Source organism: Aliikangiella coralliicola (assembly GCF_007004725.1).
GTDB lineage: Bacteria > Pseudomonadota > Gammaproteobacteria > Enterobacterales > Kangiellaceae > Aliikangiella > Aliikangiella coralliicola.
Genome location: NZ_ML660161.1, coordinates 426,971 through 445,146, shown reverse-complemented (window position 1 = coordinate 445,146; position 18,176 = coordinate 426,971). Strand labels below are relative to the sequence as shown.

Below are 18,176 nucleotides of genomic sequence, written 5' to 3'. Positions count from 1 at the left end.
AGATTAACGATTAATACTAAAATTTATTTTTAACGAAATAGAAATTGAAAATAGTCGTTGATTTGGGACACTAACTATCAATAAGAAATAAACTAAAAAATAAATAGGTTGTCATTTGAATTTTAAGTTGGGGTTTTATCTAGTTTTACTTTTATCGCTGGCGACATCGATATCTGGCTGGAGTGCATCAGCAGATGAAAGTGAGAAAGCGAAACAAGAACTGCGACAATTAAAAAAGGAAATTGACAATCTACAAAAAAACCTCAAGTCAAAACGCAAACAACAAAGTAGAGCGATCACCCGCCTTAGAACTTCCGAAAAACAAATTGCGACAGCAACCAAAATTCTCCGCTCTACCAATCGACAACTCATTCAAAAAGAGTCGCAACTAAAAACACTCAATCGCCAACAAAAAAATCTTGAGAAAAATAAAACAGAACAAAAACAAGCACTGGCGGGACAAATAAAATCGGCTTTCATTAGCGGTCGACAAGAATATCTGAAAATGTTGCTCAACCAGGAAGATCCTGAAGCACTGGGGCGAATGCTGGTCTACTACGACTATATGAATAAAGCTCGAACGGAAAAAGTCGCGAAGCTACAACAAACCTTGAAAAATCTGGAAAATATTGATCGTGAAATTCAAGCCGAAATTCTGGAATTAAGTATTCTCAAAAAATCAAAAGAAGAAGAAACGGCAAGACTCAAAAAACTAAAAGCGAAACGAAAACAGCTGGTCAATGCGCTCAGTAAAGAAATCGAAGCGAAAAGCGAGCGATTAACCGAATTGCAAATAAATGCAAAAGAATTGCAACAATTGATCGACTCGGTCAGAGAAGCCATTGAAAAAATTGACTTCACACAACCATTAGAAGGATTGCGTCCACTCAAGGGTAAACTCCGATGGCCAACGAAAGGAAAAACCACACAAAGATACGGCGCCAGAGTTGCAGAAGGTATAAGAAGCAACGGCGTAGTCATTAGTGCTAATGAAGGCAACGCCGTCAACGCAATTCATTATGGCCGTGTGGTGTACGCCGATTGGCTTCGAGGATTTGGATTATTGGTCATCATTGACCATGGTAAAGGCTATATGAGCTTGTATGGGTATAATCAGGCGCTTTATAAGCAAGTTGGGGATTGGGTTGAGTCTGGCGAAGCTATTGCGACTGTTGGGCAAAGTGGTGGTCAGTCATTGCCGGGGCTTTATTTTGAATTGAGGCGTCAAGGGAAGCCTTTTAATCCGAGAAAGTGGTTTAAATAGTTTGTTACTTTGATGGTTTTATTTGTATCGATGCAATCTAGAACTGTATTTTTTATTTTATAAGTTCAAAAGCGTTTCGCACCGCTTTGCTTGCGTGCGACCTTCTTTTGTCCAAAGCCACAAAAGAAGGCAAAAAGGCTTTTTCGCTGAAAATAACTAATCTGTTACTTGGTGTAAGACTAGATAAGCCTCTGCCGCCATTTCTCGTTGAAAGCGACTCATTGGGCGGAAAAAAACTCGGTTCCCTCAGACATTTTTCCGCTTTATCCAATGAGTCATGTATTCCACAAGCTCGTTATAGCCGCTGGGCGAAGAATCTATTAAGACTATGTTTAATTGCCAGCAAATTTTTGCAACTTTTAGCTTCCAAGGCTCATCCGCTAATTTAATTTTATTTCATAAACAGTCATTGGTAGGAAGCCCATTAAAAACGAGTGGGAAGGCGCAAAAGAACAATTATAGATTCCATGACCAGCGTATTCGCGTTGCCTAGCGGCCAAGCGTACGGGCATTTTTGGTTACTTTTTTTGCTCTTGAAAAAAGTAACTCGCACGCAAGTGAAACGGTGCGAAACGCTTTTAAATTTCAAAAAATTACCGCATAAAAAAACTCCCAGCATTCGCCGGGAGTTTTTATCATTTCAGATTACCAATTAAGCAAAATAAAACTTAATTGTTAACAACCTGATTATCTTCGTCGCCGCAAACCAACTAGCGAAAGCATAACCAATAACAACCAGGCTACCGATCCACTACCGGAAGTTCGGTTTTGCGTCACACCAACCGAAATCGTACTTTTCGATTCCAATGTGCCATCACTAACAGTCAACTCAAATACTAATGTTCCAGTTTCAGCATTTGCATTAGAAACAGTCGCAACCGCCATGTCACTATTAGTAATTGTCACAGAAGGTCCGCTAACTTGGCTCCAGCTATAAGTTAAGTCATCACCATCAACATCACTACCAACAGCCGTTAACGTCAAGGTGTTGATTGCGTTGGTAAAGCTCTCCGAGTAACTCAACGCGGCGGTAGGTGCATCATTAACGGGTGTCACAGCAACTGTGAACGAAGTGCTAACGCTATCGGTTGGCTTTTCGTTATCAGTGATCGTTACAGTCACAACCATATCACCGGTAAAGTTCTCATTAGGTGTGATATCGAAAGTAGCACCAGATGCGTGTCCACTTAAGTTAGCCATACTACCGTTGTCTGACGAAACCGTGATGGTGTTATCAACTGAATCAACATCGGTATATTCAACAGTAACGCCAGTCAAAGTTGCTTCTTCAGCGACGGTGCCATCGGCAATTGCGGTAAGCGCTAAATTACTTTGCACTTTTAATGAAGTCGTCGAATCTTCCGCTTTCGCGCCGATATTTGAACTTTCACTGGTCGCAGTGATGGTCAAATCAGCACCTGCAATATCAGCACTAACCGTACCGGTAAAGGTAATGGTTACCGCGCTATCATCAACAGGTTGCAAACGATTACAAATGATCAGGCCAGAAGTGATATCGGTCACGCTACCAACTTGAGCACCCGCTGAACCTGTGTAAATTCGGTTAGCACCTGAAGTTCCAGTAACATTTTCCCAACCAACAGTTGTCGGCAAACCATTACCAACATTGTGAGTTACATTGTCGTATCCAAACATGATGTCACCAGTGACGTTGTTGATCACAATTTCAAAGTCGAGCACATCGTCAATCGCGGGATTGCCATCGTAAAAATCAAAATGGCGCATGTCATCAAACTCAATGATTGTCCAAGTTGAACCAACAGTAGCGACATAAGCAGCTGAGCCTGAAGCGGTATCAAGTTGCATATCTCTCCACAATGGCGCAATAACACCGTTAGGAGTTACCGAAGAAGGCAGTAACTGGTTAACCCAAGGGCGCGAGCCACTAGTAGTAGTTACTGTGACAAAACCATCGTCAGTAATTCTAATTGACGGGTAGATTTCACCTAAAAAGTTAGTTGGTATGCTAAAGGTCGAACTGACTGTGTCGCCAGTTAGCGGTTGCGGTGATATATTAAATGATGCTAAATCAATATAACCACCACCTTGACCAAAGTTCGGCATAGTACAGCTCGCATCACTGGTGTTATCTGTTGTCAGGAAGACCGGTTCTACTCCAAGTAAACCCTGGCGCACACCGCCCCAGCTGACACGAGTGCCTTCGAACCCACCGGAAATCACTGAAGCAGATCCATGAGAAGCAGTAATGCTAGTTTCGTCAATGCTAATGCCCTCAGGAATACTGGTTTCAACGAAGTAAGTTGCATCTTCGTCCGTCATGTTGGCATCAACAGTCACAGTGAAAGTAACCTGGTCACCAACCATCGGACTCGCGTTATCCACGGCAACAGAGACATCGTTTTGAGCGCGCGTTAATAACACAGAAGTCACCCCAAGATTGCCTGGGTTCGCCGCATCGGTTCCTAAATCAAATGCACCAATAAATAGGTCGCCCTCAGTCATATCACCATTCCACGAAACACGAAGGTCGTATGGAGAGAAAGCATCAACTCGAGACTCTGCTGTAACCGACAAGTTATCACTTGATGTGTTGGCAACGTAGCCACTAATCAAATCGAAAGTATCAGTTGCGTCAGTCGCAGAAGCTTGAGCGTTTTGAACGATTATCCAATAATTACCTGCGTCAACTTTTTCGATTTCACAACTTTCAGCACTGCCTGCGTTCACAGAAGCACAAATCATTTCATCTTCGTGAGGTACGCCATCGCCATCATCAAGACCAACGAATAACTGCAAGTTCGCTGCTAGCGTGTTTGCCGTTCTTGCCAATAGTAGTGGAGAATCTTCAGCCAGATTAATCCAGCTCAAAGAAACGCCGTCAGTCAAAGAATCAAAAGGTGTCGTTGCTTCGCTATCTTGTGCAGCAGATAACTCTTCAACATTTGCTTTGGTCATACCATAGGAACGCGCAGTAAACTCAGTAATTTCCTGGGTCATGACACCTCGAACAACAATAGAACCAGCATCGCGGTGAACATCTTGTTCAAACTTCTTTGGTACATCTGACGTTCTTGCTCGCGCAAACAGCGGTAATCGCGCAGTTGGGATTTCCGCATTATCAGGCGTCAATGTCACGCTACCTCTGACATATTCTCCGGTGCGTACTGAACGTTCTAAATTCGCTGTTACCGTGATAGTTTGTGTTTCGCCTGCCGCTAAAGTGAAAGTTGCCGGTTCAACGGTTACTGTCACATTACCTGTAGCTGCTGCGCCAGCCGCGGTCCAGGTAGCATCTTGTGTGGCGGTAAAAGTTCGTTGCCAACTACAACTGCTCTCACAGGTGCCGTCACCAAAACTCGGTAAGTTCAACGTGGTTGGATCACCGCCCGTTGCAGGATTAGCCGCGATATAATTTTCGTAGCTTTCATCCATAATCAAGCCGCTCTTCGCCGCCACGTCGACTCTCACTCGACCTGATCCCATATCAAACATGTCAGCAGCCGTTTCACCGTCTTCTTTACGCATATCAGTCGTCGCTGTTAGCGCTAGTGCTGAACGAATGTTATCTGGTGTCCAGGTTGGGTGAGCAGCTTTCAACAATGCTGCCGCCCCGGCAACATGTGGGCTAGCCATTGAGGTTCCCTGTAAGAACGCGAAATCTGCAGGCGATGGGCCTGTAACATCATGACCAAAATGCTGATCAGCGTAAGCCGCATAAATTGACACGCCAGGCGCCGCGACAGAAGGTGATAGCACGTCACGTACTACAAAGTTTGGTCCTCTTGATGAGAAGCCTGCCAAATCATCAGCCTGACCAATCACAGAGGTACCGCTTGAACTCGCAATAGTCGCCATGTGATCGGCGCCGCTACTTAGCCAGGTTTTGAGCGCATCGCCACTGTCAGCGTCAATATGAATACCAGGCACCACATAAACGTCGTTAGCAACATTAGTTGCGCCGCCCTGTAAATTGGCTAATACGTATCCACCAGCACCACCAGCTGCTACATTTTCCGCTTTAGCAACACGTGCAATAGCACCACGATCACAAACTACGATTTGTCCGCTAAACGTATTGGCGGGGAAAGGCGCAAGACATTGAGCAGAATCATCATCTGGGCCATCGTTCGGATTGTCAAAATCACCTGCGTAGACGATTGGCGCGGTAATTCCCGGCGTTGCACTCGAACCATCAAGCGGATCCAGCGTGGTGTCTCCACCAGTAAAATCACCGATAGTTTTCGGGAACTGGACCGTTCTACCATGGGTTGAAGCCGCTACTGTTGTATACCAAGGAGCGCCCTTTGAAGTTGTTTCAGGGTTTGGGCCACTGTTACCTGCAGAAACTGCGACAAAAATACCCGCTTGTTGTGCAGATAAAAACGCAAGTTCTGTTGAACTGCCCCAGGCACCGCCACCACCGATTGAGTAGTTGATGACGTCGACACCTTCGGTGATTGCATCTTCGACCGCATCGTTACTGACAAAATTCCAGTTACATGAAGTATAGGTATCTCCTCGATTTCCCGGCCGACAAACCTGGTAAGAAATGATATTGGCATGTGGTGCAACACCTGACATCTGAGGAAACTCAAAGCCAGTTGAATTGACACCATCACTTTCTTCAACGCCAGAAACTCGATCTAACATTGGAACATCATTCAAAACGTTACCACCAGCAGTACTTGCTGTGTGAGAACCGTGACCATTGTAATCTTCACCATTCGCCGCAGGCGGATTCGCACCAAATACTGCTGCGTCTTGGTAAACATCAGTAATAATCGGATAGCTATGTACACCGATTAATTTATCATTACAAAGTTCTGGAAAACTGCCTGCACAATCTCCGAAATAATTACCTGCACCGTTTGGATTAGTATGATCGTAACCATCACCACCAACGTCAGCAAACGCAATATTATCTGTATTAACACCGGTGTCTAAAATACCGATGATAATGCCTTCACCGGAAGTTCCAGTACCAGTTGCATTACCATTCCAGACTTCTGGTGCACCAATATGCGTCGGTCCTGTATCTGTGTCGTACATAAACGGTTGCGAACGCTCAACAAACTCAACTTCGTTCATTTTCGCAATATCGATAGCTTGTTGATGGGTCAACTTAAGCTTCATTGCATTGAGGGAGTACTGATAAGTTCTCAGCTTTTCAACATTACCGATCTTACTTTTTATTTTACTGAAAACCTGATTTTGCTGGGCTTTCAAATAGCTTACGTAGGCTTTAACTTCCGGCTTGTTAATATCAAATTTAATATCGTTAGCTTGTTTTTGATTTGTTGCTTTATTATTTTTTCCTTTACCACTATTTTTTTTCGTCGGGCTAGTCGCCGCATAGCCTGGAATGCTTCCCTTATAGACTGCAACAGGCAAAGCTTTCAAACGAACCATATAAACATGAGCCCCTTCAAGGCCTTCTTCAATTTTTATTTTGCGATCAATACTTGGTCTAACAAAATTTTTAAATACACTTTTAGAAACGATTGGCGTTGCCGACTGCAGCATGGGTGTTTCAGATCTGTCGGAGGTCGAGATTGCACTCGCTCCGATAGACGCAGAATAAATTGCAGCAGAAACCGCCGTGATTAATTTTTTATTCACTTTGGGCTCCCTGGGGAATATTAATACACTGGTTGATAATTTTTATACTACTGAACAAAAATTCAGCCGACCCATTCTAAAGCAGTCAATTCATCGTATACTATGTAAATATTTACATCGTTCCACAATGAACAAACAAAAAGGCCTAATCTGGCGGGTTCAAATTTATGCAACGCTGCTCAAAAAATATTTTTATTACGCGATAAATAATTAAAAATAAAACAGCGTGTTTTTAAAAGTTTTGCAAGTTGGGATATAAATTCAAAAAGAATATTTTATTAAGTCTTTTTTGGGATAACTTTGACGATTTTATTATTTTCCGTTGCGATATAAATAAATCCATCTGGCATCTGCTTGACATTTCTAACGCGGCCAACTCCTTCAAATAAAATTTGTTGAGAAGTCACTTTATTGCCGTCAAGTTGACAAAGAACAATATAGTTAAACTTGAGTGAGCCAACCAATAAATGTCCTGACAATTGAGGATATTTATCACCGGTAACAAATGTCATTCCTGACGGCGCAATAGAAGGGACCCAGTACCAAACAGGTTGTTCCATTCCTTTTTTCTCTGTCAACTCAGTGAACTTGGAACCACTATAATTAATTCCAAAACTAACGACTGGCCAACCGTAATTTTTTCCCTTTTCGACAATATTAACTTCATCACCACCGCGTGGTCCGTGTTCATGAGTCCAGATCACACCGGTTGATGGATTCATTTCCATGCCTTGCGGATTTCTATGGCCATAAGAAAAAATGGCGGCTTTGGCTTTCTCGTTTTTAACAAACGGATTATCTTCAGGAATACGTCCATCATCGTGTAGACGATATATTTTTCCGCCATCTAGAGAAATGTTTTGTGGATTCGTATCACGATCTCCTCGATCGCCAATGGAAAAGTAGAGATATCCAGCGCGATCAAATTCGATTCTGCTACCGAAATGTCGCCCGCCAACGGAGTTTGGTAACGCTTTATAGAGCAATTCTTTATCGACCAAAGTATGGTCTTTAAGACGAGCACGCATTATTGCTGTATTGCTACCCCAGCCTTTGCCTTCCGAACTAGAATAAGAAAAGTAAATCCAACCATTTTTCCTATAGTCTGGATGCAATTCCAGATCGAGTAAACCTCCCTGGCCGGAACTACTAATGTCTGGTAGCCCCTTTACTTTGGTTTTCTTACCCTTACTCATCTCAACAAAATATAACTCTCCTTCTCGTTCACTGACCAGAAAGTCACCATTGTCGAACTGAACCATTCCCCAGGGAACATCAATACCAGTTATCACCGTTTTCAGTTGATAGACCGCTTGTTCAGCAGCAACTGATGTCAATGAAACACAGGCCAAAACCAGCTTGATTAGTGACTTAGTCTGGCGTTTGGCAATGAATTGTTGGTTAACAAAGTTTCGTATCGCCTGAAAGAAATTTATAGTAAAGTTTTTCATCCTGAAACAGCCCCCAAAATTAGACAGGTTTTAACTCTAATATATTAGCGCAGTTCAGCGCAACATTCTGAAAAATCGGCTACATTTTAAGTTAAAACAAGATAGGGTAAAACTAATTGCAAAAATACAGTAGAATTCGAGCTTTCAGTTAAACACTCAATAAAACAGAACTCAAAATAAAGAAGAGCAGTCAGTTACTCATGCAAGAACTCTACGCCACGATCGACTTAGGTTCAAATAGCTTTCACATGCTCACAGCAGCGCTGGTTCATGATGAAATCAAAATTCTGGAATCCAATTCGGAAAAAGTCATGTTGGCCGAAGGTCTGACCAAAAAACAAGGTATTCACCCTCAAGCAATGCAGCGAGGACTTGAGTGCATTGCCCGGTTTGCACAGCGAATTGAAAATATTCCTCCGGAAAATGTGCGCATTATTGGCACCAATACGCTGCGGGCAGCGAGTAATGCAAAACAATTTGTCAATCAACTTGAAAAAGTATTAAAAAACAACTCTATCAATATCGTCTCAGGTATTGAAGAAGCAAGACTAATTTATCTTGGCGTCAATCACTCATGGAGTAATCTCAACCAAAATACTAAGAACCTTGTTGTTGATATAGGCGGCGGTTCAACCGAGTTTATTGTTGGAAGAAACTTTAAACTTAGACAAGCCGAAAGCTTACGAATGGGGTGTGTCGCTTTTCGACGCTTTTTTCCTGAGAATAAAGTTACGGAAAGCGCTTTTAAAAAAGCAGTAAAAGCAGCAAAATTTCAAATCGCAAACATTCAAAAGGAATTGAAAACCAATGCTTGGGATAATGTCATTGGATCGGCCGGAACTTTCAAAGCGATAGAAAAAATTTTGATTCAACTTGAGCTCAGCGATGAAGGAATTACATTGAAAGGATTGAAAACACTCAAAGAAATCCTACTTCAATTTGACAATATGGACGATATTTCAATCCCCGGCCTGAAAGCCCCCAGAGATCAAACCATTATTCCTGGTGTTGCCATCGCTCTGGCGATATTTCAAGCACTCAAAATTAAGAAAATGCATATTTCTCGCGGCGGTTTGAGGGAGGGAATTCTTTATGACTTGATTGGTAGAATTAAAGCCGAAGACATTCGCCAAAGAAGCATTTCCGCCCTTAGTCAAAGATATCATGTACCCGAATTTAGAAGTCAATTGCTAACCAAGATTAGTAAAAAACTGGCAGGCAATATTAAGACTTCGAAATCATTATCACTCTCTCAAGAGAACTTGAAATTCCTCGAATGGGCAGCACAATGCTGTCGTATCGGATTAGCACTAAGTCATAGCCAGTATCAAAAACACAGCGCTTACTTAATTAAATATTCTGAGCTGAGTGGTTTTACCATTAAAGAAAGAGAAGTTTTAGCGGCAATCGTGAAAAACCACCGCAGAAAATTGTGCTTCACAGCGTTAGAGGAAGTTCAAATTTCAGAATTAGAAATAAAACGACTCTCCATTGTTATCTTAATTCTCAGGCTGGCAAATATTATCGGACAAAATGGCAAAAGTAACCAAAGCGGGCACATTAAAATTGAGGCAAACAGTCAGTGTTTTACCATTGTAATGAGAGAAAAATGGTTTGCGAAACATCACCTCATCGGTCAGGCGTTAGAACTCGAACAAGACTACTGGCGTAAAACAGGCTTTGAATTAGTCATTAATTTGAAAAACGATTAGTGAGATAGGACTCTATCGACTATATGGTACCAATCTCTTTAATGTTCATCGCTATTTTTTCTGGTTATCAATTTTCTGTACATATTTAAAAACACCAAATACAACCTTAGCCATCGCTTTGTAATTAAGTTTGTCATAAGTATCATTAACGGTGTGGTACGCACGATTTCTGAAAAACGCAGTATCTGTCACCATAATAGCTGGGAAACCAAACGCCCAGTAGTTTCTATGATCGGAAAAATCGACGCCGGTAACACTGGCCGGAGCGTTAATCGAATAGGCAGAAAGATCAGTATATTGATTAATGACAGACTTAAGTCCGGCCGCATTATTCGCAGTGAACCGGTCAACAACAGCAATAAAGTTTCCTCTGTCTGGATACACAAACCCCATCAAGGGAACGGGAAAACTCTGAGAGTCCTCTTCTTCGCTAAAATAACCGATCATTTCCAAAGAGATCATCATTTTTACCGTGTGTGCTCTTAAAGATGATGCGTGAACATAACTGCCCATCTTTTTACTAGCGAAGTAAGGCGGTTCCTCCAAGCTGTAAGCAACCAGTAAAACCTGACTACTGAGTTCAACTGTCTTTAATAATCTTCCAAGTTCGATTAATCCGGCAACACCGCTAGCGTTATCATCCGCTCCAGGAAGCTCGGCATATGCATCATAATGTGCACCAATGATTATTAAATCACCTGATGTCGGCCCAAACTTCGCAATAACATTTTTATAGGTTTGAGCACCCGCGACATAACTTTGAAACGAAACATCATCAGTAGACAAACTCAACTTTTCTTTTATATAGTTCGCTACGCTATTCAGGTTTTCTGGGTACTCATTGCTCCGAGGAACCGACGTTTCACTCAAAAAGATGACATGTTTTTTTAAATTATCAGCACTGACATAATCATCCGTTAAATCGGGCTCTTGTGTGACAAAGGTTGGTCGAGTGATTGCGAGCCCGATAATGACCAAGCATATAACGACAATCAAAGAAATTCGAAAAACAATCTTAAATGCATTGGCTAATAAAGAACGATTCATGATTGAGTTTATTATCTATCGTCACTTAATAAAATAGCATTAAGTTTAATTCACTCAACAATACTGTCAAATAGTTCCATAATTCCCTCAAGCTCGACGTAATATTTTTAGCAAAAAGTTCTCTCCCAACGCCCTATTCTCTCGCAGCGGTTTCACAGTGTTTATCTAATAATATCTGCTGAACGAGCTTTTGACTCGTTCGACTTGTCATTAATCGATAATCACCGTTACTGTCCAAGACCCACGATTGTCCTTTGTCAGTAATAAAGAGTGTCAAATCTTTATAAACGCGCTCACGCAATTTGGCCGACAAAATTGGAAAACAAACTTCAATGCGTTTGGATAAATTACGCTCCATCAAATCCGCGCTGGCGCAATAGACCTGATGCTCCGCATTTTCGAAATAAAATGCACGATTATGCTCTAAAAATCGACCGATAACGGATTTCACTGCGATATTTTCCGAGAGCCCTTTGACACCCGGGCGCAATGCACAAATTCCGCGAATAATTAAATCGATGCGAACACCTGCTTGCGACGCTTTATAAAGCTTCACGATAGTTGACTTATCGGTGAGTCCATTAACCTTAATTATTATTCTCGCACTTTTTCCTTCTTGAGCCGCTTCGGTCTCATTTTCAATTAACCTTAGTATTTTTTTCTTCAAGGTGAACGGTGCGTTGAACAAATGTTTCATCGGCAATGTTTTTCCCATTCCCGTTAGCTGTTGAAATATTTTGTGCACGTCTTCACACAACTGCTCGTTGCTGCTAAACAAACTATAATCGGTATAAATACGCGCATTTCTAATGTGATAATTTCCGGTTCCTAAATGCACATAACGACAAAACTCCCCCGATTCTTTACGCAAAATAAGCATCATTTTCGCGTGAGTTTTGTAACCAACAACGCCATAACAAACAACAGCACCAGCTTCCTGCAAACGACTTGCCAAAGCCAGATTTTCTTGTTCATCAAATCTGGCTTTGAGTTCAATGACGGCAGTGACCTCCTTACCATTGCGAGCGGCCTCAACGAGAATATTAACGATTTCTGAGTTATGCCCTGCGCGATAAAGTGTTTGTTTTATCGACATAACCGCAGGGTCCAGCGCAGCTTGCCTTAATAAATCCAGCACAGGATTGAACGAACTGTATGGGTGAAGCAATAAATGGTCTTTCGCCTTGATTGAATCAAACAGACACTTACTCGACTCTAATGCGGGTGGCATTTCCGGTGAGAATTCGGGATATTCCAGGCCGGGTCTCTCCAACATTTCAAAAACAGCGAACAGTCGTTTTAAATTGACTGGACCATCACATTTATATAAATCTCGCTCAGTTAACTCATATTCATCCAATAAAAATCGAACAATATGTTCTGGGCAGTTTTCAACCACCTCAATCCTTACTGCATGTCCATACCGCCGATTAAATAGCTTACCTTGAACTTCCGCAGCCATATCCTCAATTTCTTCTTCCTTCACATTCAGATCGGAGTTTCTGGTTACTCGAAACTGATAACAACCAGTTGCCTTCATCCCATGGAATAGGCCATCAACAAATTCGTGAATGACTGCTGATAAAAACACAAATTCATCTTTATTGCTCTCATCATCTTTTGGCAACTTAATCAGACGTGGTAGCGAACGAGGTGCAGGAACAATCGCCAGTCTTGATTCCCTCCCAAACGCATCTTTGCCTTTCAAAGTCACAATAAAATTAAGACTTTTGTTAACCAGCTTGGGAAAAGGGTGTGCAGGATCCAGAGCGATAGGACTAATAATCGGTGCGACTTCTTTATCAAAATAGCTTTGAATCCATTCACGTTGACTTTTGTTCCACTCTTCTCTTTTTAAAAAATGAATATTTTCTTTTGCAAGCTCGGGCAAAAGAATATCGTTTAATACCTGGTACTGCTTACTAATATAAATATGGCATCGTTCAGCGAGTCGCTTTAATGTTGACTTGGGCGAAAGTCCATCAGGTCCAAAAACTTCCCGCCCATAACGAACCTGCAACTTCAATTTAGCCACTCGAACTTCAAAAAACTCATCGAGGTTGCTGCTAAATATTAGTAAGAATTTAAGTCGTTCAAGGAGTGGGTGACGTTTATCAAGAGACTGCTCTAAAACCCGGGCGTTAAATAACAGTTGGCTAAGTTCCCGATTAATAAAATGGCTTTTATCAACTTCTACTTTCAAAGGTATTTTTTCATTGGTATTCTGGGTTGGCAGCTGAACTTTTTGCTTACTCATACAATCCTATCCACTCTATGTGTATTTCGCTGACAGTTTTTTTTCAACCCAAAATAAAAATAACGGGCTGTCGCCAGACAAATACTACGCGTTAATTAGTAACTCACTTTTTACTTAAAGAGGTTCTACAGGAAACTTCTCGATAATTAGTCGCGCCAGAACTTAACTTTAGCGCGCTTCCAAATGACTTGGATAAGGACTTACTTTGCTTATAGGTAGCACTAATACCGCAACTATGTGACGATTTAGTGACATATGTGATTTAGTTATATTTATTGTTCGGAATTCAATCAAAAAATGCGAGAGTGAAATGATAGTCTAACCTGAGTCCGTCGAACAAACTCAGCGTTAGTCGACAGTGAATATTTTAACTACCAGCAGATTGCACAACGACAATTTGTCCATCCTGAAGTCTTTCAGCCCCACGAGTGGCCACTTGATCGCCTTGCTTTAAATCACCTTGTACTGTAACCCAATCACCCTGGCCTTTGCCCACACGAACTTTTAGACGATGTGCTTTGTTTTCATTATCAATTTTGACAACATAAGTTCCGTCTCGTCTTAAAATAAGCGCGTCTCGGTGTACAGTAATCGCAGCCCGAATTGATTCGATTGGCAAACTTACCTTAATCAACTGACCGGCAGCCCAAAAGTTCTTTCCTTCTTCGGGAACATTAATTCTCATTTCAAAAGTTTGTGAGCGTGGATCAGCAGCAGGAATAATAGTTTTTGCTCTCGCTTTCACTTGAAAAGTTTCGCCGTTTTCGCTTCGGCTCGATAATACAACTTCACTGCCCGGCTTGGTAAATGCTAAATGCTTCACCGGCACAAATAATCTCACTTCTAAACTTTCGGTATCCAAAAGATTGACCAGTACATCGCTTCGGCCAACATCGTAGCCGGCTCTTCGAACTCGTTCTGTGACTACGCCTTCAAACGGCGAACGAATTGCCGCACGTGAAAGCTGATCGTTAATCTGTTTTAGTCGAAGCTCTGCAATTTCCAGATCCGATTGAGCCAATTCTGACTGCGATTGAGTTTGCTCTAGTTGATACTGAGACGCGCTATTTTTTTTGCGTAACTCTCGTTGTCTTTTCAGCTCTCGTTCGAGATACTGTAAATTAATTTTTGCTCTTTTAAGTTGCGCGGTTTGTTCCGCCTGCTTGAGCTGTAACGGCAGCAATTCGACTTGTGCAATCAAATCGCCTTTTTTTACATAAGTGCCAGGCTCCGCCACCCACTCTAATTTCCCATCAACACCGGCAGTTAATTGAACCTGGTTGCGACTGTAAATGGTTCCCAGAATATCCGCGGTGGGTTGTTGCTCCATCGCTTTCACGGGTTTTACCTGAACCGGCCTTGGTGCTTGTTCTGCGGCGTTAACGCTTCCCCAAAAATAACTCAAGCCAAGTACAAGAATGGCCAACTTGCTAAACTGTCTTGTGACTAGCTTTGTTTTTCTGTGTCGAACCAAATTGCTCGTATCACTCTTTACGAAGTCAGACATCATTTCAAGAATCTGTATTGTATGACTCGTCTGGATCGATTTACTTTTTTGGACCAGCTTATCTTTTTGGATCAATTTACTTGTTTGGATCATAGGCTCACCAAATTTTCCTATCAACTTAATTCGCTGCGATCGTCGAATGACGATCAGCACTTTTATTTTTTAACCACAATTTGGGCACCGTCCCCAAACTCAATTGCAACAGGCTCGGCATCAATACCAGGGTAAATATGGCACTGACTCCCATACCACCGACAATTACTGTCGCCAGTCCGCGATAAATTTCAGAACCGACCCCTGGGATCATCATTAACGGCAACATGCCGAACAAACTTGTCAAAGTACTCATGTAAACCGGCCTTGCTCGAATTCTGACGGCTTGTTTAACCGCATCAGTTCGGCTCATTCCTTCTCGCTCAGCCATCCGGGTTTGATCGACCAGCAAAATGGCATTGTTGACCACAAGGCCAAGCAAAATGATGAAACCAATCATGGTCAATAAATCCAATGACTGGAATGCCACCAGATTCAATAAACTCAACCCGATAATGCCACCAGCAACCGCCAGCGGCATTACCAACAACACCATAATGCTATCGGTCAACGACTTAAATAAAGCCGTCATCAACAACAATAAAATCAAAATAGCCAACGCAAAATTCCATGCCATATCGGTAATCGCTGCTTGCATTCGATTGGCATTACCGCTCATTTGAATGCTGGCATCAGCAGGCAGGTGTTTTTTAATTTCGGGTAGCACTTTCGAATTGACCAGACCGACGGCTTCCTCAAGCGACATTGTCGACGGCGGTGAAATAATGATACTAACGGTTCGTTTGCCATCAACTCGTCTCAGTTGAGTCGGTCCTACAGTACGCTGAATTTCAGCTAACTCACCAACAGTTTGAATACCCGCCAAAGGGGTAAAAATTGGTAACGCTGCCAGTTCATCAGGGGTATTCCATTCAGTCCCTCTAAGAATAACGTTCATCCGGTCATTGCCATCAAAATACTCAGAAACAAATAGTCCGCCAGTAAAAGCTCTTACTGCATTGGCTACAGCTCGCCGGTCGAGGCCGGCTTGAGTGATCCGACGGTCATCAGGAATAAGTCGCAATTCCGGTTCGGCAAGTGCGAGACCAGGAACCGGTTGCGCGCTGGTACCAGGCATAGCTTCATTAATCAGCTTTAATCCCACACTGGCGGTGTCCATTAACGCTTCAATGTTGGGGCCCTGTATATCTAGCGTGATAGAACGACCATTACCGCCGCCTCTAACATTAATCATCGAACCGCGGAACAGGAAAACCTGGGTATCCGGCAAGTCATGCAACACCTGGGTTCTAACCACCGTCATGAGTTCTTCGACTCTGCGTGGATCATCTGAGTAGATAAAGCCGCCGCTCGCTCCCGGGCCAAAAGCGTAGAAGTTATAGCTCTTAATCTTCGGCTCTTTTTCGCCACTGTAAAACGGAGCCAGCCGAGCTTTTACGCGTGAAGCGAGCTCTTCTTCCAGAAATTCCAGATTGCCCCCGGGCGGCATATTAAAACTGTAAAAGAAACCATCAATCGGCGCACGGGGCATAAAATCGGTTCGTGGCATTAAAGTAAGAAAAACGAATGCTGAACCACCCAACAAACCACCAATCCAACCCCATCGTTTTAAGTTATTGTTGGTCAACTTCATGATCAAATTTGTGAGCTTTTCCCAATAGCTGCCAAAGGGATCTTGAATAGATAATTGCTTAAGCCAAAATCGACTAATCACCGGCATCACGGTAATCGCGGTCATCAGCGAAGCTAATACAGCCACCGATAAAGTTAGTGCTAAATCAGAGAAGAGTTGCCCCTCGATTCCTTCCATAAACAGGATCGGCAGAAAAATCGCAATCGTGGTTGCCGTTGATGCAAACAGCGCACCGGTTACCTGCAATGTCCCTTTCAACACGGCCTTTTTATCCGCCAGCTGATCATTGCCACTCTCACTTCTTAAACGCACAATATTTTCCTGAACAATAATTGCCGCGTCCAAAACCAGACCGACTGAAAATGCCAGACCCGCCAGGGAAATTACATTGAGGCTCCGATCAAATAAACTGAGGGCGAGAAAAGCAACGGCTAACGAAACAGGAATGGTTGTAGCAATAATTAAGGTAGGTCTGATCCCTCTTAAAAACATCCACAAAATTCCAAGAGCCAATAACACACCAAGACCCAGATTAGACTTCACCAGATTAAGCGCATTGCGAATATGAACGGAAGCGTCAAAGCTTAAATCGATGGCCAATCCGACTTCTCTTAATGGGCCGTCATTGAGCTCTTTTATCGCCTTATTAATTTCATCGAGCACTTCAACGGTATTACTTCCATTAGTCCGTTGAATAGTAATGTAGTAACCGGGCGCACCATTTCGTAACGTGAAGCCAAAGCGATCCTGAAAAGTCTCTTCAACTGTTGCTACATCGCTAAGATAGATCGGTCGATTATCACTATAGCCAACAATCATCTGGCCTAGATTATTGACATCATATTGACCAGCGAACCTGACCGTATAGTTCCGCCTTCCCACCTCGGCGAAACCGCCCGAAACATCGGTCGCCTGCGAAATAGTCGAAGAAATTTGCGATACCTGTAAACCTAAAGATGCAGTTTGATAGGGATCAAAAGTAATTCGTAGTTCACGCGGACGCTGACTGTTTAAATTAACCTGGCCTACTCCCGGAATTCGGGCAAAACGCGGTTCAACCACCGTATCAATCAACTTCTGAAATAGCGTAATATCCTCGATGTCGCTACCTTCCATAGGACGGATAAGTAAAGAAGCAGCATTTGGCGCTGACGGGCCTGTCCCCGATGCAGAAACGACCGGCTCGTTTGCATCGAGTGGCAATGGTGGCGCTTGATTCAAATTGTTGATGACATCCAGCATCGCTTGTTGCATGTCTGCACCGGCTTGAAAGGTCAGCGTGATATTACCGAACCCTCGTTGAACATTGGTGGTAACGTCTGTTACACCGGGGGTGTTCTTAACCACATTTTCCATTGGCTCAATAATCACAGCTTCCAGCTCTTCAGGCGCAGCAGCACGCCAGCCAGTACCAATATTAATTTGAGGCTGTTGAATGTCGGGCGTCAATTGAATGGGAAGTTTGGCAACGCTGATAATGCCAAAGACCAATATCAGGATGGTGACTACCAGGATCGCCGCCGGATTTTTAATTGACGATCGAGTGAAGTTCATTCGCGACTCGCTCCAGAAAATGCATAGGATGTTTAATTCTGGAGCAAAGCGTTATTTTTATCTCATTTTTTCGTGTATCTCGAAAAAGTAAATAGT

The 18,176-nt window shown here is 42.7% G+C and carries 8 protein-coding genes; 2 read left to right on the top strand and 6 right to left on the bottom strand.

Annotated features, from left to right (window positions below):
• The first annotated feature begins 115 nt into the window (after positions 1–115).
• On the top strand, positions 116–1,264 hold the full coding sequence (locus tag FLL46_RS04825; protein WP_142892345.1) for a murein hydrolase activator EnvC family protein: 1,149 nt from the start codon (positions 116–118) through the stop codon (positions 1,262–1,264).
• 687 nt (positions 1,265–1,951) lie between these two features.
• Here the strand turns inward: FLL46_RS04825 and FLL46_RS27795 are convergent.
• Both FLL46_RS27795 and FLL46_RS04815 read right to left on the bottom strand, forming a co-directional pair.
• Positions 1,952–6,865, bottom strand: coding sequence for a S8 family serine peptidase (locus FLL46_RS27795; protein ID WP_142892344.1), 4,914 nt, complete (start codon positions 6,863–6,865; stop codon positions 1,952–1,954).
• A gap of 278 nt (positions 6,866–7,143) precedes the next feature.
• Complete coding sequence (locus FLL46_RS04815) at positions 7,144–8,316, bottom strand: PQQ-dependent sugar dehydrogenase (RefSeq protein WP_142892343.1); 1,173 nt, start codon at positions 8,314–8,316, stop codon at positions 7,144–7,146.
• A 200-nt stretch (positions 8,317–8,516) separates the two neighbouring features.
• Between FLL46_RS04815 and FLL46_RS04810 the strand changes: the two genes are divergently transcribed.
• Positions 8,517–10,028, top strand: a complete 1,512-nt coding sequence (locus FLL46_RS04810) for a Ppx/GppA phosphatase family protein (RefSeq protein ID WP_142892342.1) — start codon at positions 8,517–8,519, stop codon at positions 10,026–10,028.
• A 51-nt stretch (positions 10,029–10,079) separates the two neighbouring features.
• Here the strand turns inward: FLL46_RS04810 and FLL46_RS04805 are convergent, their stop codons facing one another.
• The 4 genes from FLL46_RS04805 to FLL46_RS04790 form a co-directional block, all read right to left on the bottom strand.
• Positions 10,080–11,075, bottom strand: a complete 996-nt coding sequence (locus FLL46_RS04805; protein WP_142892341.1) for a M28 family peptidase — start codon at positions 11,073–11,075, stop codon at positions 10,080–10,082.
• A gap of 133 nt (positions 11,076–11,208) precedes the next feature.
• The gene (gene ppk1 / locus FLL46_RS04800) at positions 11,209–13,332 is read right to left on the bottom strand and encodes a polyphosphate kinase 1 (protein ID WP_142892340.1); all 2,124 of its coding nucleotides are present in this window, start codon (positions 13,330–13,332) and stop codon (positions 11,209–11,211) included.
• Between the two features lie 367 nt (positions 13,333–13,699).
• A complete protein-coding gene (locus FLL46_RS04795; protein WP_142892339.1) occupies positions 13,700–14,932 on the bottom strand; it encodes an efflux RND transporter periplasmic adaptor subunit in 1,233 nt (410 codons plus the stop codon).
• A 25-nt stretch (positions 14,933–14,957) separates the two neighbouring features.
• Positions 14,958–18,080 (bottom strand): efflux RND transporter permease subunit, encoded by a 3,123-nt coding sequence (locus FLL46_RS04790; protein WP_142892338.1) that lies wholly within the window; start codon positions 18,078–18,080, stop codon positions 14,958–14,960.
• Between the last annotated feature and the right edge of the window lie 96 nt (positions 18,081–18,176).